Below are 26,251 nucleotides of genomic sequence, written 5' to 3' on the forward strand. Positions count from 1 at the left end.
TAAGCAAGTTCTTAAACCAACAGGTGCAATCGTATTATAAGGTTCAGTTGTTTCAATTGATTTTACCCGTTTTGGTGGTTTGACTTCAAAGAAATTTTCATCAACTTCTAGCTCAAACTTAACATTAATTAATGTCGAGCCCTACGTTCTTCGTCATCTATATTGATTACTCTTAATATAAGTGTAGTTTCATTATCAAACAACAACTCTGTGTTTCAAATTGTTTAAATATTTATTAAAAAGTAAAAATCAATTTTGGGCCTAAAGTCTAGATTACTTAGAGAAAAAATGTGAAAGGATGGTATAATATGTTATGTTAAATATAATATAATAATTGAAAAATAGGTGAGGGAAATGAAGATTCATACAGAAATTAAAGAGGCACTTAGAAAGAACAAACTAATATTTTTTGTGGGTTCTGGTTTTTCCAAAGACCTTGGTTTTCCAGATTGGAATAAATTACTTAGCTCCATTCTTGAAGAATTAAGTGCTGACTACGATTATTGTAACTTATTAAAAGCTAATTTAGATTCTGGAATGATGGATACATTAGAAATTTTGGATAAACTTAATAAAAAGGGGTTAAAACCTTTAGTATTAAGAAAGTTAGATAAATACTTCCAATTAAGTAATGAAAATAAACAGAAGTTAATAACTGAACCTTCTAAGTATAAAAAAATGACAGAGATTTCAAAAAAAATTATAACAACTAATTATGATCAAATTATTGAAACTGCTAATAAGGATTTACAGAAAATCACCTATGATAATCAGTTCAGAGTCTCAGATTTACCTAGTTATGAAAACTTTATTTTTAAGTTACATGGCTGTATTGAGGATCCTTCAAAGAGTATATTATTCAGAGATGAATATGATAATTTGTATAATTCGGATTCAGCGGCAGTAGAAGAATTAAAAAAATTAATATCTGATAATACTATTGTATTTCTGGGTTTTAGTTTAAATGATGATTATGTTAAATATCAATTTGATTATATAAATAGTTTGTATAGTGGTTTTAAGGGTAATCATTTTTTAATTACAACTGAGCAAAATACTAATATTTCGGGTATCGAATCTATCAAGCTAGATAACTGGAGTGAAATAGATAATTTTTTAGAATCCTTATTGGAGTTGAAAGTACCTCAAGAACAAGTATGTCCAACTCAAGAAAGTGAAAATATCGCAGAAGAAATTACCAATTTGATTACAGAAAAGGTTGTCAGTCGAATCCCTAGAATTTGTCTGCTAGTTGCAGAACCTATAAATAAAGATGTCATATTTGATAAAAATCAGATTATAAGAGCATTCAAAAATTATGATCTTCATATATCAATTGAAATTTTATCGGTAAACAAACTTAATAGTATTGAGGATTTTGATTATCTGTTCATTTTCACTGAAGTGTATAATAACAAAATCTTAATTGAAGATGAATATATGACATCTAAATTTATTTCGCTTACAAGGTTTGAAGAAGAACTATATCAAGAAGACCTTAAAGGGGTGTTTTTGTTTTCTAATAATGGGGGCTTTACCGAAACATCAGGAGATTTAATAAATTCCTATGTTATAAACATTTATGATGGAAAGAACTTTAATTCGCAAATATTCAAATTATTAAGAAAAAATAAGGCTATATTAATAGAAGAAAGTACAATTATATTAAATGAAACCAATATAATTTTACCTCAGATTTCTAGAGGTAAATGTGTCACTGAGCAAAAACAAACACCTCTTTCATCAGGTATTGACCCAAAGAACTTAATAAATTTTGTTGGCAGAATAAGTGACTTAGAATCTATTACCCGTAAGTGCTTGGATAGCGAGGGACGTGTTTTTTCAATAAAAGCTTCCGGAGGAATAGGAAAAACAACTATTGTTAAAAAAATGGCTACTGAATTTGCTAAGAGGAATTATTATAAGGATGGTATTGTATTTATAGATTGTGAGCATATTCATGACCTTAAAACCTTTGAATATAAAATGACACAATGCTTTGAACTTGATAGTACAATAAATATTGTAGAATATTTACAGCAAAATAATATAAAAAGAGATTTACTCCTAATTCTTGATAATTTTGAGTCTTTATTATACTTAAGCAACAAGGAGGATACTTCTTCTATTAAGAATTTAATTTCTATTATTTGCGATTATAGTACTATTGTTATAACAACAAGGGAACTACTTGATGTGGAGTATGAAGAATTTTACGATTTAAGACCTTTAACAACCGATGAAGCGGAGAATCTTTTTAAAAATTATTATAAATCCTATATCAAAGAATCTGACAGGAAAATATTAAGAGAGTCCATTTTAGAAAACTTACTAAACAATAATCCATTAGCAATAAAGATTGTTACTAGTAATATTCCCTATGGTAAAAATTTACTCACACTTAAAAAAGATTTAGAAAAGGATTTTTTTGATGCAACAACACAAATAAATTATGAGGAAATTTTTGACGAAAAAGTCGATATTAACATTGAAAGGTCGAAATCACTATTTCACTCTATTAATTACTCTTACAGTAAATTAAAACATAGAGAGCAGCTTGTTTTTGAACTTTTAGCACTATTTCCAGATGGTATAAATATGGTGAATTTTAAAACGTTTTTCGACAGTGAAGCTTATAGGAGAGATGTTAATAAAATTACAGATAAAGAAATCAGGTCATTAGAAAATAAGTCGTTGATTCAGGTTTCGAATGGTAGTATGAAATTACAGTCTATAGTAGGAAGATTTGCAAATAGAAAATTTAATGATAGAAGCGAATCTGAAAAAAAACTATATTATAAAAGGGCGTTTGAATATAATCATTTTATATTAGAAACTATTGAAGATTTATATTTAGATGAGAATAATAGTTCTCCAACTTTTCTTAAAGTTATGGATAAACAAATAAACAATTTTATTGAGTGTATTAAATTTGTGGAATATTTGGATAACGATAAATACGAAACTCTTCAATATATAAAGGATGTGTGTGCTAATATTCAAATACTTGAATTACCACCAATAACCTCTATTCTAGAAAATATTAAAGATCTATATAGTGATATTGAAAATGGTGTTTTATTGATTGATATAATCATTTTAAAATCAAAATATTATGACGGGGATTTTGAAAAAGTTCTTAAAAAACTGAGTGAGATACTTCCATTGAATGCCACTTTTGATTTATATAACCTAGGGAACACTTATAACGAAAAAGTAACGAGTAATTTAATATGTAGCCATGCATTGGATATTTATTCTTACAAGCAAGAATTAAAAGTCTTAGAGTTGGCAATTGAAAATAGTTATCCTTTAAATAAATTCACCCTCAAGATGAACTTGTTTAAACTAGGATTAATAGATGAGTATGAGGAGTACTTAAATACGGAAAAAAGTTCATTTTTTTACTGTGAAATAAAGCATAGCGAGGGCAATTTAAGAGTAGATGAATTACAGCAATATATAGATGGTCAGTATACCAAAGCTTTTACAGAGTTAACGCAATTAAATTATATTAAAGCAAAAATGGGTGCAATTAATAAAAAAACTGTAATTAAGCTTGTACCAGTAAATCCTTATACTAAAGGATTAAAAAACTTAATGTTAGCGTTTTTAGAGAATAATTTTGATAAAGCTTATTTCCTATACCAATCTGCATTAGAAGACTTAAAGCACATAAACTACTATTATATAGAAGCGATGTATTATTTTTCATTATTCCTCAAAGAAAATAAACATGAGGATTATAATATATGGTTTAACAACGGACGAAATCAATCAAAAGAATGTGGATATAGATTTTTATTAAAAAAGTTTAATAGTCTTGAAAACTTAAGCGAGGAGTCTTATGAAGCATCCACTGCAATAGATAAAAAAATATTAGATAAATACATTAATGAAATAGTGAGGTCAAATCCTATATCAGTAGAGATTCCAGTTTAATAAGTTTTACTATTTTATTCGGCTTTGCTGACTTTTATTGAGAAGGGACGCTCTCTTAATCGTAATATATAAGTGCTGCTAATGATTTTTATTATTATTATCAGATAAAAATGGGATGGACCTTGACATATATTCTGCTCATATTATCCGTGATTGAAAACATGAGGGTCTTAAATGTTTTTTAACAGAATACTTACTAGACACTACTTCAATTAAAATCATGATTTGCTATGGCACAATTTCAGACCGTCGACAAACCTAGGATTAATCCTAGATTGGGACCGATTTTTTCTAAATGTAGTTGCTTATTACCTATTATTACACTGGACATGGTTTCTTCCATGTCCAGTTTGTCATTTTCTTGAGATTTATGGCAGCAAAATTATGCATCGCAAGCATGGACAGGATTTTAAAGTTAGAATTGATTTATAAAGATGGAAAACCTATCGGAAAACAGGCAGTAGATAGGGATGAAAGAATGAAAAAATACAGAGATATCTTGTAGGAGATAAAAGTAATAACTTACAGTAAAAAGAAAAAGAGCAAGTTTATCGCTACATTTGGCTTAATGATATTAGTCCCAATTACAAATGACTACATTATGAATAAATAAAAAGTCATGACATGTAGACCTGATTATATATGTAATAATCGTATCTCTTTAAATTTTTACAAAGTATTGGTCTATAGTATAAATAAACTCCTTGAGTTTCAAGGAGTTTAACAAATATGTGGCTAAATATTTTTATTCAAAGTATAACTACTCTTGTTAATGTATCATATCTTACTTAGAAACTATGAAAAATACATCGTCTTGAATATCACGAATCCCAGTATTACGACGAATGATTTCGGCGAGCGTAGTTTTCTTTAAATGAGTAATGTCCTCTTCTGAGAATGCTGGGTCATTCTCATACCAGAACCTGTTACCCTTCCGTAGACGCTTAAACTGTTCAACAATTATTGCTGTTAGCAATGGGCCAAGGCTAGAATCAGGTAAGTGATCTTCCGCCAGCTCACCTATTAATGGGTCAATATGATTGATATCTCCATAGATATTTTGGAGGTCATTTTGTAATTGTACGTTTGATGTAATTTCAGCAAAGCTATGAAAAGATGGCAACCCGATATCTTGTCTGGTTTTGTTATACTCAGGTATACCAAAGTCACGTGCACTTTGAATATCGTACGCTAATAAGTCAATTTTTACATTAAATCGAATTGTTTGGTTACGGATATCGTCGATTACTTTCTCATCTATTTCTTGCATAACCTGCGATACAGGTCCTCGGAAAATAGGATTAAGACCGTCACTTAATAACATCTATATTAAAGAACGAATTTCGTTGGAGAATTAAACTTCTATCTCCGTTGTCGTATAAAAGGACAAAATGTGGTGATAACATGCTATGGCCAAAGCTAAAACCCACTACAGAGAAGATTTCAGTGATCGTAGCATTTACGTTAGAGTCATATGCCTCTGATCCACTTGGAGAGTTTGATCCTAATAACGGAGGAAGGAATTCATTGTAGGTAATAACTTGAATCTGTGCACCTACTATCTTACGTACTCGTTGGTAGATTTCCTCATCACTAAGGTTCGGGTTAGTGCTTACCATTTCATTTGCCAGGCGATTATGTTCGCGGACGAAAGTGTGTGCAATGCGCACAAACCAAAACTTGTATTGGCGCGCTCATCCCCTGCAAGGAAGAAATTCGGTCCGGGTACTCGATTAGGTAGGCCAAATGTGTTGTGAGGCAATAGATTCCCCTCACTAACTTTCATTGCCCCATTCTTGAACTCTCGTAAGGCACCAGCTCGGGTAAAATCAATACCATAAATAGCGGAAGCATCGAGATAAGAAGAAGTATTATTTATTTGTAGACGTCTTCAATAAACTGGGTGTATCAGTTGAGAAAGGAACACCAATTGATCAAGTTTTTTTTTATAAATGAATGATTCAATTGAATACATTAAAAGCCTGTTTTGATTAATCATTTTTTCAAAACAGGCTCTTTTTTTTGTTTATTTATCAAAGTTAATAATATTAATTTGATCAAGTTTCCTTTCAAGGCTAGAGTTGTTGACAAAGAATAAAAGTAAAAACATCACTAAAATTGTCTAATTATTTTCAATTTGGGATATAAATAAATTAATAAGGTTTATTTTTTTGGAGTGGTATAAATGAAGAAAAGTCTAGCAAGTGAATATCCAGAATTGGCCAATGAATGGGGCTATGAATTAAACGGTGATTTAAAGCCTAGTGATGTTCCTCCAAAAGGAAGACAGTATGTATGGTGGAAATGCAAAAAAGGACATAGTTATAAGGCTAAATTAGCATCTAGATCTAATGGAACAGGATGCCCATATTGCAAAGGTTCAGAAGTGTGTTTTGAACGTTCATTATTAGGAAAAAGACCAGATCTAGTAGCCATGTGGGACAAAGAGAGAAATAGTTCATTAACTCCAGATAAGGTACTTGCTGGATCTAAAATTGTAATTTGGTGGATTTGTGAAAAAGGTCATTCCTTTGATATGTCAATTAAACAAATGACTAGAAAAAGAGGGAGTAGTGGGTGCCCATTCTGTCGAGGTTTAAGGGTGAATGAAACAAACAGTCTAGCTAACCTCTATCCGCGTATTGCATATGAATGGGTTGAATGTATTGATTATAAAAGTAAGACTGCAAAAGATGTCTCACCTGGCTCATCTTACAAGGTTTTATGGAGATGTAAGAAGGGACATGAGTGGAAAACAACTCCAAAACATCGGACAAGTGGTGGAACAGGGTGTCCAAGGTGTAATACAACGAAGAAAGTGTCCAAACAATCATATGCACTCTTTTATTATTTTAAAAAGCATTTTGATGATGTTGAAATGGAAACATCACTTTTAGGCACACGTATGGTTTTGGATATTTACATTTCTTCGATTAATTTAGTTATAGAGTATGACGGAGGTCTATATCATAAGGATTATAAGCGTGATATAAAAAAAGACATTGCGTTGTTAGAAAAAATGCCATATACAAAGCTCATTAGAATTCGAGAACCGGAATGCCCTACATATAAATCACCAAATCCAAATACATTTTTTTATGATCTTAAAAATCATTCAATGAAATCATTTCAAACGTGTCTTGAAAAGATATTTACTGATCATGTTCAACAAAGTCCTGATATAAATATTAAAAGAGATAATGTGTCGATTTTAGATTTAATGGATCGTTGGGAATATGAAAATTCATTAGCCAATGTTAGACCCATACTTTTAAAAGAATGGGATTACCATAAGAATGGGGATTTAAAACCAGAAAATTTTAAAGTTGCAAGCCATGAAAAAGTAAATTGGATTTGTATTCATGGGCATCAATGGTCTGCTACAATTGCAAGTAGAACACAAGGAGGCAACAACTGTCCTGACTGTGGGAATAGAAGGTTGCATTCGGATAATAATTTAGCTGCTGTAAATTCAGAACTAGTTAAGGAGTGGCACCCAACTAAAAATGAAAAAGGTCCGCAAGCTTTCTTTGCAAACTCTCATTCTAAAGTTTGGTGGTTATGTAAAAAGTGCAGTCACGAATGGGAGGCACGAATATACAATAGAAATTGTAATCGTAGTGGATGTCCGAATTGTTATGAGAACAATCTTAAATATAAGCTAACAATCGCTTCTTGTGCTAACGATCAGGTTTGTAGAAGAAGGAAAGGATACAGTTGAGCAAACCTGTATCCTTTTTTATATTAGTTGACACCGAAAGTGTTTACTCCTCTAATAATTCCTTTGACCAATTCCAATTGCAAATTTTAAAAGTGTTTGTAACATGATGTACTTTACTTGCCCCAATTATTGCTACTACTCGACCCTTAATTATTCTTGTTCACTCTCTATTTTCTCTACAAAAAAGGATAACCATGCTAATGCAATTCCTAGATAAGTAATTAGAGGAAATAATATTTCTTTTAAAGATAATCCAAATAAGCTCGCTGTTATGGTAGCAATAATTGCTAAATAAAATCTTATTCTTACTTTAATTTTTTTTGTCGAAATATCCTTTACTGAAATATGATACATGAAATAAACTATTGAAAATAAGGCGGACGTTAAGAAGAATAAATTATAACACCACCAACTTAAATCAAAATTATAATTAAATATAATACCAATTGCATAAATAATCATTCCAATATAAAGCGAGAAAAAAAATGAATAAATTATTATTCCATATAGAAAAGACCTATGACTAAATATATCAAATAGTTGTGCAGGGTTTTCTGTTTCTTGACGAATAAATTTTAGAATAAATTTTGGTCGCTCACTCAAATAAGCCCTTAGATTATAAACAACAAATGGATAAAACATTGTAATCATTAATAATCCTAAAATTATGGTATTTAGCACATCACTAACTCTATTAAAAAAGTATAAGATGCATATTAATAAAATAAACATTATAGCCCATATATTTACCGCTTTTGAGCTCAGTAACCCATTCATCACTTTGCCGGATTTTAAAAATATGTTTTTGAATTTTTCCTTCATTGAAAACCCCCCATGTCTAAATAATACTACTTTTTTTTCGTATACAACAAAATATGTCATAAGTTATAAATTTACTAAATGAAATTGGTAACTACATATAAAATCAGATTTGGAGTGTATCCTTTTTTAATAAAATATTTTTTGAAAATATAGATACCTAAAGTAATGGGTGCGTTAGTTGCATAACAAAGGTCATAACATATTAGGCATATATAATATGTTATGACCTTTAATTTATAAATCTTTTTTAATTTAGGTCTTGATAATAATAAGGATGTAGGCTGCTTTTATATGTACTTTGTAACTCTAACACAATTACACAATAGTACAATTACACAAAATTCATATTTTCTTTCTTATATTATAGATAGTCATTCTTGTTACACCTGTTTTTTTAATTATGTTTTTCACTGATTCATTTTCATTGAGCAAACGGATTATTTCATTGGAATTACTTGGCTAATTATTTTAATAGTCTGAAAACTTTTGTTATAATAGAAAAAAGGTCAAGGAGTTGGTTTCCTATGGAAAAGAATTTGGCTAATACACCACCACAACCTGAAATAAACGTCAAGGATTCTGAATTTGCTGAAATGGTGATAAACAAAGCCCTTCTTAATTTCCGAAAAGAGCAAATCCGAAAAGAGATTGACCAGTCATTACAGGATAAAAACAAAGTAGAATTCCTACGATTAACAGAGGAATTGAAAAACATTTCTTAAAATGTTGTTTATAAAATGAACTTAACATATTTGTAACTTTAAGAAGTACGCCAAAACGCCAATCTTATATCTATAAGGGATTGGCGTTTATTTAATTATTATAGTCATTCTAGTTACACCTGATTTTAAATTTTAAATTCTCGACTTATTTTTTATCTTATAGTTTAAAATTAAATAACAAATATTTCTAAAAGAAAGGTGATTAATTTGTTAAGATGCATTACATCTAATGAGGATACCTTAATAGCATCAAATTGTAACGTTGATACTACTAAAATACTCTCTACTAAAAAGGCGTTGCTTTGCCCGAATTGCAAAAGCACTGTTATTTATAAGCCAGGAAAGGTAAAAAGACCTCATTTCGCACATCATAATTCAGAATGTGTTACAGATTATCATGAGCCAGAAACTGACTCCCATGTAAAAGGAAAAGAAATTCTATATAAATTACTTAAGAGTCGATTTCCAAGAGCTGAAATAGAATATGAAGTATATATTCCAGAAACCAAACAAATTGCAGATGTATTTATAAAGCACACTCATGGGAATTTTAAAGGATTAAGGTGGGCTATTGAATTTCAGCATAGTCAACTTAGTCTTACTGATTGGGAAAGTAGGCATAACCTTTATAACACTGCTGGAATACAAGCATTTTGGATTTTAGATAAAACTACGTATCTTAAATTTTCTAGAGCCAAGGATCATACAGACGCAAGAAAAAGAAACGAATTAGAGAAAAAGCTTTATGGTGAGGTTGGGCTTTGTTACTTCTTGGATATAGAAAAAGAAGAGCTAACAATCGATTTTAATTTTGAAACAGTAACAGAAAATAATGTCTTTAATCGAAAAAGGGTAACAACAAATTATACTTATCATCGTCCTAAAGAACATGCTGCTCCTATAAACAAGATTAGATTTAGAATGAACGATGAATTTAAATATAGTGTGATGCTGTTTGATGAGATTGAGGACAAAATGAATGATAGGCTTATATGGATTATTAAGAAACTAAAGCGTGAACACGAAGTGCTACTAGAAGAGGAATTACAATTACGAATTCCTGAAAAGAAAGGTTTTGCCAACACTATTTATCAAGATGGTGAAGCGCATATTGCTCGCAGATTTATTCAAGATAATGAGAGAGACATAGCTGAAGATATTAGGGATTTATCAGATAAAGATTTCTTTGAAAAATATAAAGGTCTTATTGATAAGCTAATACTAAATATTCATACGTTTAACGCATTGAAAAAAAGCCAGCAATTAAAACATAAAATAATTGTTGATCTTAATCATTCATGGGATATGTATAAAATCTCCTTCCTAGTTGCTCAAGCAACTAATTCTTTAGAAGAGTATTTAACAATGAAAACCCAAGATAAAATTTCGTTAGTTGAGTATGCATATAACACATATAAAGACGTTTTTGAAAAACTTGCTTCTCGTCATACCGAATTGACTAACATTGCCTTAAAAAAAATAAAATGGTTTTTAGTACCATATAACAAGAACCCTAATGCCATTGACTATGCACTTGTTTATCGCCACTGTAAAACAACCAAAGAAATTGACGAATATTTACATCAAATTGATGAAAGGATTATAAAATATAACCCTTTTTATTAAGAAGAGCATGTTTAATACATGCTCTTACTTCTTTTCTTAATGTTATAGATAGTCATTCTTGTTACACCGGTTTCGGTAAATAGTTCAGGACGTTCGTAAAAGGTACGTGTATAAAAGTTATAATGTATTGAAACGTGCGAAAGGGGATTTTATGTCTTGGTGGGAAGTAGCATTTTATATTTTCTTATCCTGCGGTGGTGTGGGAATTGTTGGATTGTTTATTATCGCAATTTTAAGAGTGGTAGCATCAGCGATTCAGCCATTATCAGACCGTGTAAGCAAAATATGGAATCATTGGTTTTAGCCAGATTGAAGTGCGACCGTTTAACAGCGGTCTTTTTTTTATTAGAAAAAGGTGTTTCTTTGTTTTTATAGAATTTTTATTAGTTGGTATAAATAAAATTAAGGGGATTTTAAAATGGGATTTGATAATATTCTTAGTGTACAGTCTTTGAAAGATGATCTTAAAAATTTATGTATTGAGTTTCGTACCAAATATGACCGATATGAATCTTCAACCGAATACGTATCAAAGAAAGATGAAGCTTGTCAAAAAGCATTAAATGATTTTAAAGAATACTTTGAAACAAAAGGTTGCTCAATAACAGAAGAAATGAACGGCGATTCTTTAACGCTCATAGTTAATAAAATCAATTCAGGTCGCTTCTTTGCTTCTTTGGAAGCTAGTCAGGATAAAACCTTACATTTTAAAATTCCTGAAAGTGAATATTATCAAACGATTTCAATTATTGAGCGAGATTCAAATGAATCCTCGCATTTCCAAGGATATTTGCACAATGATGAACTTAAATTTAATGCAATTAAAGACCACCAAAAGGATGACCCGAATTTCTATATAGAACAGATTGAAAAGATTAAAGAAGATATTAAGGACATTGATGAAAAGATTAATGATGCTAATCCTGAATTTAAATATGAATTGTACGATCGAAACATTTTTTTAGATGACTTTGTTGAATTTCTGAATATTGTCGATAAAGAAATTAAGTAAGTTGCTTTATGAAGTGCGACCGTTTAACAGCGGTCTTTTTTTTGTCTATTTACCTTTTCTTTAGTGTCTAAAAGTTACAAGTTCTAGAGACTTGAAAAAACCCTTCAATTCGCCCTAAAAATAACCCTTCAAAATGTCCGGAAGTTAGTCTAGAATAAAATTACAGAAGTTAATAAACTTTTAGACAAATGAAAAGAGGTTATACATAATGGCTATTATAGGATACGGACGTGTAAGCACCATTGATCAATCATTAGATTTACAGGAAGAGAAGTTAAGGGAATATGGCTGTGAGAAGATATTCATGGAGAAACAAAGTGGTGCTAAAAGTGATCGTGAGGAACTGATTAAGGCGTTGGACTATTTAAGGGAAGGTGACAAGCTGGTTGTTTACAAAATAGACAGACTAGCTAGGAGTACATTTGATTTACAAAAGATTGCTAAGGATTTAGAAGAACGTGGAATAGCTTTAGTATTCATCAAAGAACAGATTGATTTTAGTACACCATCAGGAAAGCTAATGTTTACTATGCTGGGGGCTATTGCTGAGTTTGAACGTGATTTAATCAAAGATAGAACCACTGAGGGACGTGAAAGGGCAAAAGCTAAAGGAACTCATATGGGACGTAAAGGGAAGGACGAGAAGGACGTTAAGAAGGCTTTAAAGCTGTATGATGAAAGAGAATCTAATGGTTTAAGTGTTAATGATATAGCCAAAATGACGGGTGTCCCACGTTCCACTATTTACGCTAAAGTTAAAGAGATGACTAAGCAATAGCTAATCGTCTTTTTTTGCTGCTTGTAGGGGCAGTGTACTGTCATTTACCCGATAATTTGCACTTATTTTATTTTAAGTGTTATTTTGCACATCCAACTAAAAACTCAGCTACCTTTACATGAGAAAAGGGTAGTAGTGTTTAAGTAATTATTCGAATAGATAAAAGGCTTGATAATATTAAGATTCATATTCAAAATGGAATAGTTCCTTTATTGAGTATTTAGATTAATATCAAATATAAATTAAAATTGTTGGGGGGAGCTTATGCGAATTAGATTTGAAGAATGGCTGGATGAGCAGGAAATAGATATTGAGGCAAATGATTTATTTAAGGAAAGTATTATTTGTTATAAAGCCTCTGCATATCGGGCTGCACTCTTGTTTTCTTTCCTTGGTTTTCAAACTATCATAAAGCACAGAGTCATTAATTCCAAACCTGCAAAAGATTATCCCGAAGGAGAATGGAATCAATTAAAGAAAGAACTCTTGAATGATGACAAATGGGACAAATTAATAATCGAAGCTATACAAAGTAAAAAGAAACCCATCTTTAATTTAACCGAGGATTTGAGAGAACAATATTTGTTCTGGAAAAATCGAAGGAATGACTGTGCACATGCTAAAGGGAATACAATTAGTTATCCTCATGTTGAAGGATTCTGGCTATTTATTCAGTCTAACTTAGCTAAGTTTGTTGTTAATGGTGGAATGAAATTTATTTTACAAGAGATTGGGAATCACTTTGATCCTGCCCGTACACCTATTGGAACACCTGTTGAACCAATCATTAGGCAGATTCCATTTACAATTGAAAAAATCGATTATAATGATTTTCTTCTTGAACTTAAGGACTTTTCATTAAAGCATCAATCGAAATCAGTTTATAAGATATTTGATAGAAACATTGCAAATATGTGGTTTCAATTATTTAGTTTGCAGGATTCTTACTGTGAGATTATAGTCGGCTTTTTGGTGAAAGAACTTTCTTTCTGTTTGGAAGTAATAAGACGTCAACCTGAAATAGTTCAATATTTCTATAATAAAGAAACATTTATAAGAATGTTATGGAAAAAGGATTTCTCAATATCTAACGATTATAAAGCGTTTATTGAAATGCTTAGACATAACCTAATTCCTAAGTCGCAACTGAGTGAAGCATTCGATCATATGTTTAACACCTTGGATACAGAATTCTTTGATGAGGATGCTTGGTGGTTACAAATTAAAGAGAACGAGAACGACGGGATAAATGACCTTGATAAATTAGTTTTAATAGAAAAAGGATTTTTTACTAGGTTTAATACGATAGCCTTTGAAAATGAAAAAATAGCATACAACTTTAAATGGGGAAATCGGAACAAGGAATTAATCATTTATTATATAAATCATTTTGGTTTGAATAAAACTGTTGTAACAGCTATAAACAATGCGCTAACAGCATCGAATCCTCCTTTCAAACTAAGGGATGAATTAACATATTTTTATAAACAAAATCAACAACAGCTAGAGCTACATATAGAAATCAGTGAAAAAAATTCTTTAAGTGTTCCGAAAATATTAATTGGATTACGTGACTGAATAGGGGGGCTAAAGGGTGGTAGCAAATGAAACTGGAAATTAAGATGTCTTTACGAATCAAGATTTCAAGTAAGGGTGTCGGACTAGTGCTGCTATGATTAACCTTGCGGTAAACCTGCTTAGCCTGTAATGGGCTGGGCTTTTTTACTTTTAGGGGTCCAGCCGTATCGCCATTGCTTTGGCAGCTCTTTTTCTTATGGAACTAAAATTCTCATTTTTATTTATTATACAACTTAAAATTTACATGAAAAACAGTTTAACTATAAGGTTTTATGTTTGTCCATTTAAAGTGTACTCAAAATTTACACTATACATTTGTGTTATTGTAACATTGTGTTATAAAAACATTAATTGACTCTAGTGTGGATTTTTACTTCTTCAACTAACGGGGCAGGTTAGTTCCTTAAGGATTTTCCCCCTATATAATGAGGAAGGCATTTTTTGAGGTAGTAAATTAGGTGAAATTTGTAAGGTGCCGTAATTCAAGAATTATACATATTATTCGCAATACAGAAAAGTGAGGGGTTTTTGCCCAATCGTACATATACGGTTGCCCCATTGTACATTTTCTTTTTACTTGTTTTCCTCTACAATTAATAATAAATATGTATAAAAATTTCAACTCATGAGAATTGCTATACCAATAATAATAAATGTGGTGAATAAACTGAATAATTTTAGCGATCAAAAGCATTTTTCTTATACAATATCGGATTCATTAATAGTAAATAAGATCCCTATTCTATTATGGATAACATTAGTGTATATAGGTGCAATAGTGTTGCAATATATTAGTAAGCCACTTTTCATGCCTTTTTTTATAGTTACGATAATTATTGCCATTCATATTTTACTTTATTGGTTTTCAGATACATTAACTAAAAATAAGCACACTTATTATTTTATAATACAAGGCTTGCTTATTTTTATTGCATCTTTCATATTACCAAAAGGATCAATTGTACTATTAGTAGGTTTGCTCCCAATTTTGATAGCTCAAAGCATAACTATATTTCATCAAACATTTAAAGTCGTTTTTGTTTTTTCTCTTTTCTATATTCTATATTGCATAGCTATTATCATTAATTATGATCTTAGTGAATTGCCTAAGTTTATCCCCATATTCTTTTTTATACTGATAATTGTGAGTTTTTACTCAATTATTTACAATAGGCAGGTTAATGCTAGAATTCGTATGCAATACTATTTGAATCAATTGGAATTCGCACACAAAAAAGTAGAAGAGCTAACTTTGTCAAATGAACGGCAGAGGATGGCAAGAGATTTACATGATACATTAGCACAAGGTTTAGCAGGTTTAATTATGCAACTAGAGGCGGTGGAGTCACATTTACATAAAGGGAATGCTGTGCGATCTCAAGAAATCATTCTTATGTCTATGGAACATGCCCGTAAGACATTGCGTGATTCAAGGGTAGCTATTGACAATTTAAGATTAAAATCTTTAGGCGAAAAAGATTTTAGAGAAGCAGTAATTGATGAGATAAATAAATTTTCAGAAGCAACTTCCATTCCAGTAGAATATGACATTCAGGCTATTTATAAATTAAATAATTTAATACGCGAACATAGTCTTTATATCATAAGTGAAGGTTTAACTAATATAGCTAAGCATTCAAAAGCTACAAAAGCAAAAATTACACTAAATGAGGGAAATAAATTATTGTATATAGCAATGGAAGATAACGGAATAGGATTTTCGGATAAATTAATAGGTAAACAACCTGGTAAATATGGCTTACTTGGCTTACATGAACGTGTTCGCCTAATTGGAGGTCATATAAATATTCAGAGTAATCATGACGAGGGTACAAACATTTATGTGAAAGTACCTTTAAATGGAAAGGGATATTCATGAAATATAATGTGTTGATTGTGGATGATCATATGGTGGTTAGGGAAGGATTGAAATTAATTTTAGAAACAAACGATTTATACCATGTTCTAGGTGAAGCCGAAAATGGTCAAATTGCTCTTCAGATTATTGAAAATCAACGTCCAGATGTTATTTTGATGGATTTGAATATGCCAATTATGAGTGGTTTAGATACAATTAAGGCGATTAATGATCAGAAAATTTCCATTCCTATCATTATCTTGACTACTTATAATGAAGATGAATTGATGTTAAAAGGAATAGAGCTAGGTGCAAAAGGATACTTATTAAAGGATACTAGCAGGGAAGTCTTATTTCGCACTATAGATTCAGCAATCAGAGGCGAAACGTTAATACAACCAGAGATTATGATGAAAATAATAAACAAAAAAGAAAATAAAGAACTTGAAGTTACTCCCTATAAAACAAATTTAACAGAAAAGGAGCTATTTATATTACAAGCAGCAGCCAAAGGATTTCGAAATAAAGATATAGCTTTTGATTTGGGGATTGCAGAAAGAACAGTTAAGGCCCATTTAACTAATATTTTTAATAAGCTTAATGTATCTAATAGAATGGAAGCAGTAACTGTTGCTTTAAATCAAGGATTAATCAATATATAGAATTATGCCCTTTCGTACATTGGAGCTTGCCCATCCGTACGATTTTTTTTTATCTTTTTTCGTCTAAAATAAAGTTTGTATCTAGTGAGTTGCTTTACAAAAGCTCTATTAAGAATCGGAAGGAGATAAAAAAATGGCAAAGTTTCTTTATAAATTAGGCAACTGGGCAGCAGAAAATAGAAAAAAAGTATTAGGTGGTACAATAGGATTTCTTTTAGTGATAGCTATCATAGCTTTAAGAATGGGGCCATCTTTTAGTGAAGATATGTCTATACCTAATACACAATCTGCTAACGCTGGAGAACTGCTTGATAAAGAATTTCAATCATCTGAAAATACCGCAGGAGGACAGGTACAATTGGTATTTAAGGCTCCAAAAAATGAAACATTAGAGTCTGATAAAATAAACCTGATAATTACTGAAACTCTAAATGAAATAAAGAAGGACGATGCTGTGGCAACTACAGTAACTCCAAATGAGTTAGGTAATTTAAGTGAGAATAAAAAAATAGGATATGCTACAGTAACGTACAAAGTAGCTGCAGATAAAGTCACAGAAGCTTCGAAAGAGAAAATATTGGAACAAATAGAAAAAACACGTGAAGCAGATCTCCAGACAGAACTAGCTGGGAATGTTGCTTTTTCAGAAATGGAAATTGGTGGAGTTACAGAAGTAATTGGTGTAATTATAGCCTTTTTGGTATTGGCTCTTACACTTACCTCGTTCTTAGCTGCTGGAATGCCAATAATGACAGCTGCAATAGGAATCGGTATTGGATTAATGACTATAATTTTTGGAACAAGCTTTTTTGATATTACTTCTGTATCGCTTTCTTTAGCAGCGATGCTAGGACTTGCAGTAGGAATCGATTACGCTTTATTCATTATTGTAAGATTTAGGCAGGAAGTAGAAAAAAATCATTCTATTCAAGAATCGATTGCACTAGCCACTGCAACCGCAGGTAGTGCTGTTGTATTTGCGGGTATAACTGTCATTATAGGGCTTTTAGGGTTATCCGTTGCAGGCATTCCATTTTTAACAATGATGGGTGTTTCAGCCGCGGTCTGTGTATTAATTGCAATTCTTATCGCAATAATCTTAGTACCAGCTATATTAGGCATTATTGGACCAAAAATTAGTTCTTCTCGAAAAAACCAATTTTTAAGTAGAATATCATCAAGCGATAAAAAACAAAAAGGATCTAACAAGTGGGGAGAGTTTGTTACAAAACGTCCTATATTGGTTACTATATTTGGAGTGGTTTTGCTTTCAATTATAAGTATTCCTTTTTTTCATATGGAACTTGGATTGCCTGACAACAGTACAAAATCAGATGAAACAACCGAAAGAAGAGCCTATGATTTGCTGACTGAAGCTTACGGCCCAGGATATCATGCATCGTTGGTAGTCGTAGCTAAAGTGGATAAGCAATCGAAGGATCATGAAAAAGCCATAATTGAGGCAACAGAGGAGATAAGTCATATATCCAATGTTAAAAGTGTGGGTCCAGCAATCTCAAGTCCGTCTGGTAAAGTATACATGATTTCCATCACCCCAAAAACCGGACCTAACGATTCTAAGACAAAGAACTTAGTTCAAAAAATTAGAGATAAATCAAAAGAAATGAAAAAAGAAAATCATATAGAATTGTTAGTAACAGGTTCAACAGCGGTTAACATAGACATTTCGCAAAAATTAAACGATGCAGTTCTGAAATTTTCCTTAATAATTGTAGGATTTGCGTATATACTTTTAGTTCTTGTGTTCAGATCGCTCCTTGTACCTCTAAAGGCTGTATTAGGGTTTATCCTTTCTCTAGGTGCCACATTAGGCTTTGTTGTATTCGTTATTCAAGATGGAAACCTAATCAATTTATTTGGATTCCCTACAGCAAGTCCTGTCTTGAATTTTTTACCGGTTATTGTTGTAGGAATACTGTTTGGACTAGCAATGGATTATGAAGTTTTCTTAGTAAGTAGAATACGTGAAGAGTTTACACATACTGGGGATGCTCGCAAAGCGATATTGGTAGGTATAAAAGAAAGTGGTAAAGTAGTTACGGCTGCGGGTCTAATAATGATGGCTGTATTTGCTGGATTTATGCTGGCTCCAGATCCAATCTTAAAGTCAATGGGGTTAGCCCTTACATTTGGTGTTCTCTTTGACGCTTTTATTGTGAGAATGGCTATAGTTCCTGCCGTTATGACATTATTAGGGAATTCAGCTTGGTATTTGCCAAAGTGGTTGGATAAAATCTTACCCAATATAGATATTGAAGGAGAATCAGTCATAAAAGATATGCAAAGAGAGAAAAAACATTATAAAAAACCTAAATTGGTGGAAGACAATTAATTATTAACTCTAGAACATAATTAGAGAAAATAACTTCGATCGATATATTAGGGACTAAAAATTCAAGCACATTGTCTGGTTAACATTTGTAAATATATTCACTTAAACTAAACCAGCCAATAGTTTGTCAACATTTTTCAATAAACACTTAAAATGTTTCATGTTATACTAAATTTGCGTATGCCAAATAACCTTCCAAGGTTCTCTGTTTGGAAAGTTTTGGACTGTTTAGTTATACTTTGAAACTAGGCTAGATCTTGGAAAGTTGATTTGCTTTTTAAAAGTGCATAAATCCAATGTAAGAATTTATTGGCACATGCTATCACAGCTACTTTAAAGGGCTTTCCTTCCTCACGTTTCTTATCATAAAACTCTCGTAATCTCTTGTTACGAGGAATAATTTCATCTGTCGTTTTCTTTTTGCGACAATCACGAATGGCACATTTTACAGCCATATACAAGGCGTGCCGTAGCCTACTAGAACCTCTTTTGGTAATCCGATTTAAAGTACCTTTGAATGTACCAGATTCAAAAACACTTGGGTCGATTCCTGCAAATGCAACCAGTTTCTTAGGGTGATTAAACCGATCAATTTCCCCAATTTCAGAAATTATCGTGGCAGCGATTTTTTCACCGATACCAGGGATCGATTGGATAATCTTACACTCTTCAATACCTTTTGCTAAAGCATCTATCTCATCTTCAAGCTTGGATAGATGCTTTTTGTATTCAAGAAGCATAGTAATATACATATCCAGGCTTAAGGTCAGACTATGATATAAGTTTTTCTGAAATGGATTTTGAGCTGCGGCGGCCATCAATTTTTCTGCCTGACTGTCTGCCCATTTTTGCGAACGACTTTTACATAATTCCTTTATTTTTTTGGCGACTGTCTCTTCACCAGTATCCAGGATTTTTTGTGATGTAGGAAATGTTTGTAAGGTTAGTAAAGAAACATATGAATGTAAGTCACCAAAAACCCCACGGTATTCAGGAAACATTTGATCCAGAATTGCTTGAAATTGTAATTTAGTTTGTACAAACAGGCCTGTAATATTTTCGTGTTGTCTTGTAAGGTTACGTAAGTTTAAGAGTTGGATTCCTCGCTGTTTATACGGCTCTAAGTCCTCTTTATAATACAGCTCGCAGAGATGACGAGCGTCAATAACATCTGTCTTTACCTTACGTAAACTAGAACTCTTAGCTCGATACGATATGAGTGGATTTACGATAATCAATAAGTACCCTATATCCTCGAAAAACTGGACAACTGGTGTATGATAATGTCCAGTGGATTCTAATACAATGGGGGGCCGTCCCCCGGATACATTTTCTACTTCTCTAATAAAGTCTAGAAGACTAGCTAACCCTTCAAGAGTATGTGCTACTTTAAAGCTTTTTTTGTAAGGCTGCTTCTTATCCAAGAAAGCTTGAACCTGACTTTCCCCTTTTGCCACATCCAGACCAACAACTGGATTCATAAATTATCTCCTCCTCATATAAAGTCACCGGTACCCCATTTCCTTCTTGTAGTATCATAGCTTCGCTTGTTATACGAGATCATAGTCCCAACCAGCCTCAATCATGTTTCTACAAGTAGGGGGCGAACTGTTTAGTTGACGGGATCAAATCCCACGGGTGCGGACGTTCTACCCCGGCTACGGTTATCATATATCGATATAAAAAATGGTCAACCAGAAATATTTTCTGGATGACCTTATAATACGAACAGGTGCGTTAGTTCATTAAGGATCACAAAAATAATCAATCTTTTTATAAAGTAATCAAGAAGATTAAAAATATATGTTGTTCGAAAAAGGGGAGGGAGTAGATATTGCCTTCCCCTTTGTGTTTACAGATAAATTTTTATGACTGTATTGTTTATAATGTACTCGATTTTGTATCTCAAAACAGTTTAGTGATTGAATTGGTGCGGTTTTGAGTGGATTAATAACTCTATGTACTCAAATTCATGTCCCCAATGTACTTATCTTTGTGTCTTCGTACATTACATTTCGAATTTGTGTAATTGTACAATTGTGTTATGTAATCATTAAATACTCTAGGGTGGAATAGCCATTTTTTTCTACCTCCCATAAGAACACTAGTTCGTATATAATAAATGAAAAGGAGGTATCTTTCTAATGGGTACAATTCGTGATAGAGGAATCATTAAATGGCAAGCAGCATTGATGTTACCAGAACATAAAGCATTAAATAAAAAAAAGGATAAGGACGATTATTTCTTAAATAAAAAACCTATCCTTGATGAATACCAGGTTGAAGAGTTTGAAAACAACATTCATTATGCAATGGAATATCATTTACCGATAAGCTTTAGATTGCATAACGAGGGAAATCCAATTGAACTGCATGGATACTGTGTGTATATTGATCCTGTCACGAAAGAGTTAAGTATTCAGAAGAAAGATAGTTCCTTCGAGAAAATTAAATTTAATGAAATTATTAGTGTGATCGTTGAGGATTAAAAAAAGTCCATTTTAAATTCAGGAAGGAAAAGCCACAGAGATCTAGGAGTATACAAATGGAAATTCAGATTGAGGTTCAATTGTTTGCGAACGGTGCTAAGTTCTTACAGTCTGGTAGTTGTTCAGTAATAACAACTGACTTTAAAAAAGAACCGGAATGGACTGCTGCTGTATCAGCTTATGAGTGGATACAAAAGATAAAAAGCTCTGTTCGCTATCCAGGCGACTTTCAAATTGTTAGTGTTGTTTACAACGGAGAAAATGCCATTACGGATTTAGTAAGAAAGGTACGCCCTATAATAAAAGATGATTTACCTTTTTAAAATTAATCAACTAATATTTTGGACTGGACAACTCTTAAACCAAAGAATTAAGAGGGCTTTTTTATTTGTTTGTATTCATTTCCATTGTTTTTTTTACATGCGATAATAAAGAAAAAAAGCTAATTTTCGGGGGAAGATATGTTCTTAATAGGAGCAGCAGTTCAAAGTACAGGGTTACCACCCAGTTTTTATGGTTCATTAATCGGTTCATTTATATCAGGTTCGGTAGCAGTAGGAATATTGATTTACAACAACTGGCAAAAAAACAAGGAATTTAATTTTCGTTGCTACGGTACAATGAAAGTTATTAATGATCGATTGATTCAACTATCTGAGGCGGAAGATATGACAGTGGAGGTTTTAAGAAGCGTGCTCGCATACGAAGAAATAGGCGAAGAACTTTTAAACCTTCTTACAGATAGCAAAGGTTTTTTCGAAAAAAGTCATTCATTTTTAGAAAAAGAGAGAGCAAATATCCCTTATGACTTTACAAGCAGGTACTTCACAATCACAAGTGCCATCAACTCGGTCATTGTTGGATATGATGTACTCATGGAGGAACCTAGCAATCTTAAAAAATTTAAACCTCTTATTGATGATTTGGAGTATTGTAACAAATTGATAAAAGAATTTAACAAGAATACTACTCAATACCTGAGAAACGTGGAAAAGAAATATAAAATACAAGATTTTTATTAATTAGGGGGGGGGTAATAAAAGACCAAAATTATCTGTGCATGTTTTTAATCCCTGCAACCGAAGACTGGAATACTTGGAAAACGTCTCTTATGATTTATGATGAAAATGGAGTAGAAAATAAAACTAAAAAGAAGACGTTATTTTTTAAAAGATTACATTTTAATATCGATTAGCACTTAGAAGAAAAAAGGAGGAGGGAAAATCCTTCCTTTTTAATTACGAATTTCAATATTCTATTTATTATTCCTTGAATTTATTTGCTCTTTTCCATTTTGAATTTAACAAAAATTCTTCAAGAAAATATATCAAATGGTTTGTTTATTCCTCCATGAGTTCGTACATTAAATTCTCAAGCCTTTCAACAGCTTCTGTCATTTTTTCCATGACTATAATGTTTTTTGAAATAATCATTTCATTTCGTATGTCTTTTTCATTTTGTTCCTTTTCATATGCTGATTTTTCAATGACAGCTTTTAAAAGTTCTTGTCTCGAAATAGATTTTTTCTTTGCCATTTCATCAAATTTTTTTACTGCAATTGGGTCTATGTTTCTTAAAAAAATATCCATTGGTCAACTCTCCTTTTGAGTAGAATACAAAATTCGAATTTTAAGGCTATTGAGTGAGAAAGAGCATAAGGAAAAACTGATATCACCAAGGGTGATATCCTAGGCAAAGCCTAGTGTTTTATATGATATCGTTAATCTCTTTCAGGTGGGCTGACGTGGGGCTCATGAATAATATAGGTGGGCTGACATGGGTCTTACATTATTATTAAAAAAGCAAGTATTTAGTGATATCACTAAATGCTAATCAATGTCCCCTTTAAGTCCCCTTATTTTCGACCAATGTCCCCTTCAAGTCCCCCTTTTGTTGGTTGTTATTTAAAAAAAGAGAAGGGAACCTTCTCTTTAATTTTCCTTTTTTACTGTTTTTTTCGACGATACTTAGCGATGTTGTTTCTTACACTTTCTCCTGTATTTTGACCAATTTGATAGGTCCGTTTAACCCTTTTTACTGATTGACTGTTTTGCACATTATCAGCAATTAGGCTTCCAACATGACGAGTTTCTCGGTCAGTTCCTTTTTCTTGTAGTGGTGTTTCCTTATTAGGCTCTGCTTGCATTTCAGATGAAACCGAAGGAAAATTTGATTGTGAAAAGGAAGGTGATGATGGACTGGGACTGTCATAGTCACTTGATATTTTCTCGTTTTTTTGTACATCGCCATTGTTCATTTGGCTTGGTGATTCAGATGAGATGAAGTGTGGACTGTTTACAGCTGCACTCCGTTTTCCATTACTGGAGATACCATTTAGAGCCATTTGATCATGCAACCCTATTACTTTCCCTTTTCCTGTTTGTCCTTTTTCTTGTTGTTGTTGTGCCATTTCTTGTTCAATTGAGGAAGCTACTTCTTGCGTCCCAGTTTCAATTTCTCTGGGATCTTCCGAACCATTTGGACTTTGTTTTTCTTGATTTTGATCTTGTGCCTTTAAATCTACAGAATGACCACTTTTAGAACCATTCGAAACCGGTTGTGTGGGAAGGTCAGTTCCTTTTGCTCTTAAGCCTTGTGCCATTCCAGCAACTCCTGCAATACCACTTACACCCTTCAATGCGGCTGATTTACCTTCACTTGATAATCCTTTCAGAGTATTTGCAGTTCCTTTTGTTGCTCCGGTTACGCCTTTTGCAACAGCATAACCACCGGCTACGGCTCCCCAGCTAGATTTCAGTCCTCCATCAATTCCAAATAACCGTTCAACGATATTGGGACCGTCAATTACAGCAAGAGAGAAAGCAAATAAAGCAATTAAATAGGCGACACCATCCAATTTATCGGTAATAAACTCTGTACCAATCAGATAAATCTTCATTGAAAGGAAAATCATAATTGTCACTAGAAAAGTATTTAGGATACTTTGAAGGATTTGCTTTGTCTTTTGCCCTGAATGAATATCAGCAGGGGCTATAATGATTGCTAATATATAATTGAATGTTAATTCAAAGAACAGTTTTGCTAGTTTTATAGCGATTGTCAGCATCGTAAAAGCTGTTATACCTAAAGTGATTGCAATTGTCCAAAAGTTCCAGTCCCAACGGTAATATTTTTCTTTAAAGGTAGTAAAGAAACCATTATCTAATTTAACTTTCTTGGCATTTCCAAGATCGTCATACTCCAAACGATGAGAGTAAACCTCACGCCCTGTATCTGTCATTTTTTCCCCTGCAAGTTCAAAATCTTTATCAATAGATTGTGTGATATTAATTTTGAAAATTCGATCTTTTGGAATTCGGTTTGGATGTTTAAGTTCAGTTGTATTCCAACCCGTTACGTCAAATTGAGCAAGGTCAGTCATATTTTCTTTAATAACTTTTTGACTAATTGAACCTTCTTCAACAACATCAAGAGCATCAATAGCTTTATCTGTGAATTGATTTGCCTTATCCATACCTTCTTGTATCAAAGCGAAAAAAAACATTATCATAAACACATTCACTATAATGGCTTCACGATCCAACTTTTTTTGAAAAATGAGCTGATATCCTGTGTAGAGAAGCGAAAACCCCATCAATATCACAGAAAGGGGAATAAGAAATTCTACAAAAGTGGTAATTTCAACACTGTCGTAAAACATTTTTAATCCCAGGATTGAATCCGTTATGTTCGATAGGGAATCAACAAGCCATGCAAGCCCCTTAATAATGACCCATCCTATCCAACGGAGCATATAACTGATCGGATTGGTTACTTCGAGAAAATCAGAGAATTTATCAAGTATCTTTGCTACTTCTTCATCCATGCAATCTCCCCCTAGTTACCTATTTCAAATATTCCTGCTGCACACTTTGAACAAATGTTGCTACTTCCAAATAAATATCATCTTCTGAGAGATCGATAAAATCTAGTTTCTTTTTTACTTCACCATCTTGATAAAAAGCAAATGTTAACGAATTTTGTTTTAGGCCAAGTTTTGAAGTATCTTCCTTAGCATAATAAATATTTAAATCAATGTTTTTTGCTTTAGCTACACGTTCAATTTCCTTAATTTTAAAATCTTCTTCTTCTTTTCTACTCTCAAATGGTGACCTTACATATAAAAAGCCTGTTTTAAACTTCTTAGCTTCCTCTAGACTCAATTCAGTTGTTTTACCATTTCCTTTTACACCATCACTCCCACAAGCTGAAACATTCAATACAAGGAATAAAACAAGACACCCATTAAGAATCTTTTGAAAGTTCATTTATAAAATCTCCTCTCAATTTTTATAATAAAATTGCACCTTTCACAGTTTTGCAGGGAGATTTATAGACATAGAAAATCATATCTTCTGTTCCTTCTAAAATGAAAGCCTCAGTTAAAATGCCATCTTTTTCTTCAAACTCATTTATATGTTTCTTTAATAATGCAGTTTGAATTCGATTTAAGGATTTTTTCATTTTCATGATAATTTTTTCTCCTTCCGGTAAATATAGGATTAGGTTTATGCTTCCTCTTGTAATAGGGGGGGCTTTTTCAGGTTCTTCATATCAGTTATAATATAATTGAAAATGCTCACCTATTTGCTCACCTGACATTGAAATATCATGACACTAAGTGAAGTTATTTTAGGTGGCTTTGACCAAATGTGTTGATATTATTACTTTATTACTGGCTATTAAAT

General features: G+C 32.1%; 21 protein-coding genes and 1 pseudogene. 13 read left to right on the forward strand and 9 right to left on the reverse strand.

Annotation, left to right across the window (positions count from 1 at the left end; translation table 11 throughout):
* Positions 1–354 precede the first annotated feature (354 nt).
* Positions 355–3,942 (forward strand): SIR2 family protein, encoded by a 3,588-nt coding sequence (locus MKX49_RS27445; protein ID WP_340878351.1) that lies wholly within the window; start codon positions 355–357, stop codon positions 3,940–3,942.
* 784 nt (positions 3,943–4,726) lie between these two features.
* On the opposite strand, the gene MKX49_RS27450 is transcribed toward MKX49_RS27445, so the two are convergent.
* A complete protein-coding gene (locus MKX49_RS27450) occupies positions 4,727–5,212 on the reverse strand; it encodes a peroxidase family protein (RefSeq protein WP_340878352.1) in 486 nt (161 codons plus the stop codon).
* Between the two features lie 40 nt (positions 5,213–5,252).
* A pseudogene (locus MKX49_RS28505) lies at positions 5,253–5,821 on the reverse strand (peroxidase family protein).
* A gap of 306 nt (positions 5,822–6,127) precedes the next feature.
* On the opposite strand from MKX49_RS28505, the gene MKX49_RS27455 reads away from it, so the two are divergent.
* Entirely contained in the window at positions 6,128–7,663 is a 1,536-nt protein-coding gene (locus MKX49_RS27455; protein WP_340878353.1) for a zinc-ribbon domain-containing protein, read from the forward strand.
* Between the two features lie 150 nt (positions 7,664–7,813).
* Here the strand turns inward: MKX49_RS27455 and MKX49_RS27460 are convergent, their stop codons facing one another.
* Both MKX49_RS27460 and MKX49_RS28510 read right to left on the reverse strand, forming a co-directional pair.
* On the reverse strand, positions 7,814–8,485 hold the full coding sequence (locus MKX49_RS27460) for a hypothetical protein (protein WP_230162284.1): 672 nt from the start codon (positions 8,483–8,485) through the stop codon (positions 7,814–7,816).
* A gap of 342 nt (positions 8,486–8,827) precedes the next feature.
* Positions 8,828–8,926 (reverse strand): helix-turn-helix domain-containing protein, encoded by a 99-nt coding sequence (locus MKX49_RS28510; protein WP_356715408.1) that lies wholly within the window; start codon positions 8,924–8,926, stop codon positions 8,828–8,830.
* An 83-nt stretch (positions 8,927–9,009) separates the two neighbouring features.
* Here MKX49_RS28510 and MKX49_RS27465 point away from each other — a divergent pair, with 83 nt between their 5' ends.
* The 8 genes from MKX49_RS27465 (at position 9,010) to MKX49_RS27500 (ending at position 19,074) form a co-directional block, all read left to right on the forward strand.
* Complete coding sequence (locus MKX49_RS27465; protein WP_230159626.1) at positions 9,010–9,207, forward strand: IDEAL domain-containing protein; 198 nt, start codon at positions 9,010–9,012, stop codon at positions 9,205–9,207.
* Positions 9,208–9,414: 207 nt separating this feature from the next.
* Positions 9,415–10,833: a competence protein CoiA gene (locus tag MKX49_RS27470; RefSeq protein ID WP_230162286.1), complete on the forward strand. Its 1,419-nt coding sequence runs from the start codon at positions 9,415–9,417 to the stop codon at positions 10,831–10,833.
* A 418-nt stretch (positions 10,834–11,251) separates the two neighbouring features.
* Positions 11,252–11,845 carry a hypothetical protein gene (locus MKX49_RS27475; RefSeq protein ID WP_230162290.1) on the forward strand — a complete coding sequence of 198 codons (594 nt, stop codon included), beginning with the start codon at positions 11,252–11,254 and terminating at the stop codon, positions 11,843–11,845.
* Between the two features lie 208 nt (positions 11,846–12,053).
* Positions 12,054–12,623 (forward strand): recombinase family protein, encoded by a 570-nt coding sequence (locus MKX49_RS27480; protein ID WP_230162292.1) that lies wholly within the window; start codon positions 12,054–12,056, stop codon positions 12,621–12,623.
* Between the two features lie 264 nt (positions 12,624–12,887).
* Entirely contained in the window at positions 12,888–14,201 is a 1,314-nt protein-coding gene (locus MKX49_RS27485; protein WP_340878356.1) for a hypothetical protein, read from the forward strand.
* A gap of 781 nt (positions 14,202–14,982) precedes the next feature.
* On the forward strand, positions 14,983–16,080 hold the full coding sequence (locus MKX49_RS27490; RefSeq protein ID WP_340878357.1) for a sensor histidine kinase: 1,098 nt from the start codon (positions 14,983–14,985) through the stop codon (positions 16,078–16,080).
* A complete protein-coding gene (locus MKX49_RS27495) occupies positions 16,077–16,721 on the forward strand; it encodes a response regulator transcription factor (protein WP_340878358.1) in 645 nt (214 codons plus the stop codon). Before MKX49_RS27490 ends, MKX49_RS27495 begins: the two co-directional genes overlap by 4 nt.
* 133 nt (positions 16,722–16,854) lie before the next feature.
* Positions 16,855–19,074, forward strand: coding sequence for an MMPL family transporter (locus MKX49_RS27500; RefSeq protein WP_340878360.1), 2,220 nt, complete (start codon positions 16,855–16,857; stop codon positions 19,072–19,074).
* A gap of 245 nt (positions 19,075–19,319) precedes the next feature.
* Here the strand turns inward: MKX49_RS27500 and MKX49_RS27505 are convergent, their stop codons facing one another.
* Positions 19,320–20,555, reverse strand: coding sequence for an IS110 family transposase (locus tag MKX49_RS27505; RefSeq protein ID WP_098866719.1), 1,236 nt, complete (start codon positions 20,553–20,555; stop codon positions 19,320–19,322).
* Positions 20,556–21,218: 663 nt separating this feature from the next.
* Here MKX49_RS27505 and MKX49_RS27510 point away from each other — a divergent pair.
* The 3 genes from MKX49_RS27510 (at position 21,219) to MKX49_RS27520 (ending at position 22,585) form a co-directional block, all read left to right on the forward strand.
* Positions 21,219–21,563 carry a YolD-like family protein gene (locus MKX49_RS27510; RefSeq protein WP_230162308.1) on the forward strand — a complete coding sequence of 115 codons (345 nt, stop codon included), beginning with the start codon at positions 21,219–21,221 and terminating at the stop codon, positions 21,561–21,563.
* Positions 21,564–21,619: 56 nt separating this feature from the next.
* A complete protein-coding gene (locus MKX49_RS27515) occupies positions 21,620–21,886 on the forward strand; it encodes a hypothetical protein (protein WP_230162310.1) in 267 nt (88 codons plus the stop codon).
* Between the two features lie 138 nt (positions 21,887–22,024).
* Positions 22,025–22,585 carry a hypothetical protein gene (locus tag MKX49_RS27520; RefSeq protein WP_340878361.1) on the forward strand — a complete coding sequence of 187 codons (561 nt, stop codon included), beginning with the start codon at positions 22,025–22,027 and terminating at the stop codon, positions 22,583–22,585.
* Between the two features lie 318 nt (positions 22,586–22,903).
* Here the strand turns inward: MKX49_RS27520 and MKX49_RS27525 are convergent, their stop codons facing one another.
* From MKX49_RS27525 to MKX49_RS27540, 4 genes are all read right to left on the reverse strand, one after another.
* The gene (locus MKX49_RS27525) at positions 22,904–23,152 is read right to left on the reverse strand and encodes a hypothetical protein (protein ID WP_340878362.1); all 249 of its coding nucleotides are present in this window, start codon (positions 23,150–23,152) and stop codon (positions 22,904–22,906) included.
* A 356-nt stretch (positions 23,153–23,508) separates the two neighbouring features.
* On the reverse strand, positions 23,509–25,389 hold the full coding sequence (locus tag MKX49_RS27530; protein ID WP_340878363.1) for a pLS20_p028 family conjugation system transmembrane protein: 1,881 nt from the start codon (positions 25,387–25,389) through the stop codon (positions 23,509–23,511).
* A gap of 19 nt (positions 25,390–25,408) precedes the next feature.
* Positions 25,409–25,831, reverse strand: coding sequence for a hypothetical protein (locus MKX49_RS27535; protein ID WP_340878364.1), 423 nt, complete (start codon positions 25,829–25,831; stop codon positions 25,409–25,411).
* Positions 25,832–25,853: 22 nt separating this feature from the next.
* Positions 25,854–26,033, reverse strand: a complete 180-nt coding sequence (locus MKX49_RS27540; RefSeq protein WP_201249566.1) for a hypothetical protein — start codon at positions 26,031–26,033, stop codon at positions 25,854–25,856.
* Positions 26,034–26,251: the final 218 nt, after the last annotated feature.

The organism is Peribacillus sp. FSL M8-0224, assembly GCF_038003055.1.
In the GTDB taxonomy this organism is placed as follows: domain Bacteria; phylum Bacillota; class Bacilli; order Bacillales; family DSM-1321; genus Peribacillus; species Peribacillus frigoritolerans.

What these genes read in the sequence shown, in the direction of transcription:
- MKX49_RS27480 (WP_230162292.1), top strand. Translation starts at nt 12,054, where the DNA reads ATGGCTATTATAGGATACGGACGTGTAAGCACCATTGATCAATCATTA.
- MKX49_RS27525 (WP_340878362.1), bottom strand. Translation starts at nt 23,152, where the DNA reads ATGGATATTTTTTTAAGAAACATAGACCCAATTGCAGTAAAAAAATTT.
- MKX49_RS27535 (WP_340878364.1), bottom strand. Translation starts at nt 25,831, where the DNA reads ATGAACTTTCAAAAGATTCTTAATGGGTGTCTTGTTTTATTCCTTGTA.
- MKX49_RS27515 (WP_230162310.1), top strand. Translation starts at nt 21,620, where the DNA reads ATGGAAATTCAGATTGAGGTTCAATTGTTTGCGAACGGTGCTAAGTTC.
- MKX49_RS27495 (WP_340878358.1), top strand. Translation starts at nt 16,077, where the DNA reads ATGAAATATAATGTGTTGATTGTGGATGATCATATGGTGGTTAGGGAA.
- MKX49_RS27485 (WP_340878356.1), top strand. Translation starts at nt 12,888, where the DNA reads ATGCGAATTAGATTTGAAGAATGGCTGGATGAGCAGGAAATAGATATT.
- MKX49_RS27450 (WP_340878352.1), bottom strand. Translation starts at nt 5,212, where the DNA reads ATGCAAGAAATAGATGAGAAAGTAATCGACGATATCCGTAACCAAACA.
- MKX49_RS27460 (WP_230162284.1), bottom strand. Translation starts at nt 8,485, where the DNA reads ATGAAGGAAAAATTCAAAAACATATTTTTAAAATCCGGCAAAGTGATG.
- MKX49_RS27510 (WP_230162308.1), top strand. Translation starts at nt 21,219, where the DNA reads ATGGGTACAATTCGTGATAGAGGAATCATTAAATGGCAAGCAGCATTG.
- MKX49_RS27465 (WP_230159626.1), top strand. Translation starts at nt 9,010, where the DNA reads ATGGAAAAGAATTTGGCTAATACACCACCACAACCTGAAATAAACGTC.
- MKX49_RS27530 (WP_340878363.1), bottom strand. Translation starts at nt 25,389, where the DNA reads ATGGATGAAGAAGTAGCAAAGATACTTGATAAATTCTCTGATTTTCTC.
- MKX49_RS27520 (WP_340878361.1), top strand. Translation starts at nt 22,025, where the DNA reads ATGTTCTTAATAGGAGCAGCAGTTCAAAGTACAGGGTTACCACCCAGT.
- MKX49_RS27445 (WP_340878351.1), top strand. Translation starts at nt 355, where the DNA reads ATGAAGATTCATACAGAAATTAAAGAGGCACTTAGAAAGAACAAACTA.
- MKX49_RS27475 (WP_230162290.1), top strand. Translation starts at nt 11,252, where the DNA reads ATGGGATTTGATAATATTCTTAGTGTACAGTCTTTGAAAGATGATCTT.
- MKX49_RS27505 (WP_098866719.1), bottom strand. Translation starts at nt 20,555, where the DNA reads ATGAATCCAGTTGTTGGTCTGGATGTGGCAAAAGGGGAAAGTCAGGTT.
- MKX49_RS27500 (WP_340878360.1), top strand. Translation starts at nt 16,855, where the DNA reads ATGGCAAAGTTTCTTTATAAATTAGGCAACTGGGCAGCAGAAAATAGA.
- MKX49_RS27455 (WP_340878353.1), top strand. Translation starts at nt 6,128, where the DNA reads ATGAAGAAAAGTCTAGCAAGTGAATATCCAGAATTGGCCAATGAATGG.
- MKX49_RS27540 (WP_201249566.1), bottom strand. Translation starts at nt 26,033, where the DNA reads ATGAAAATGAAAAAATCCTTAAATCGAATTCAAACTGCATTATTAAAG.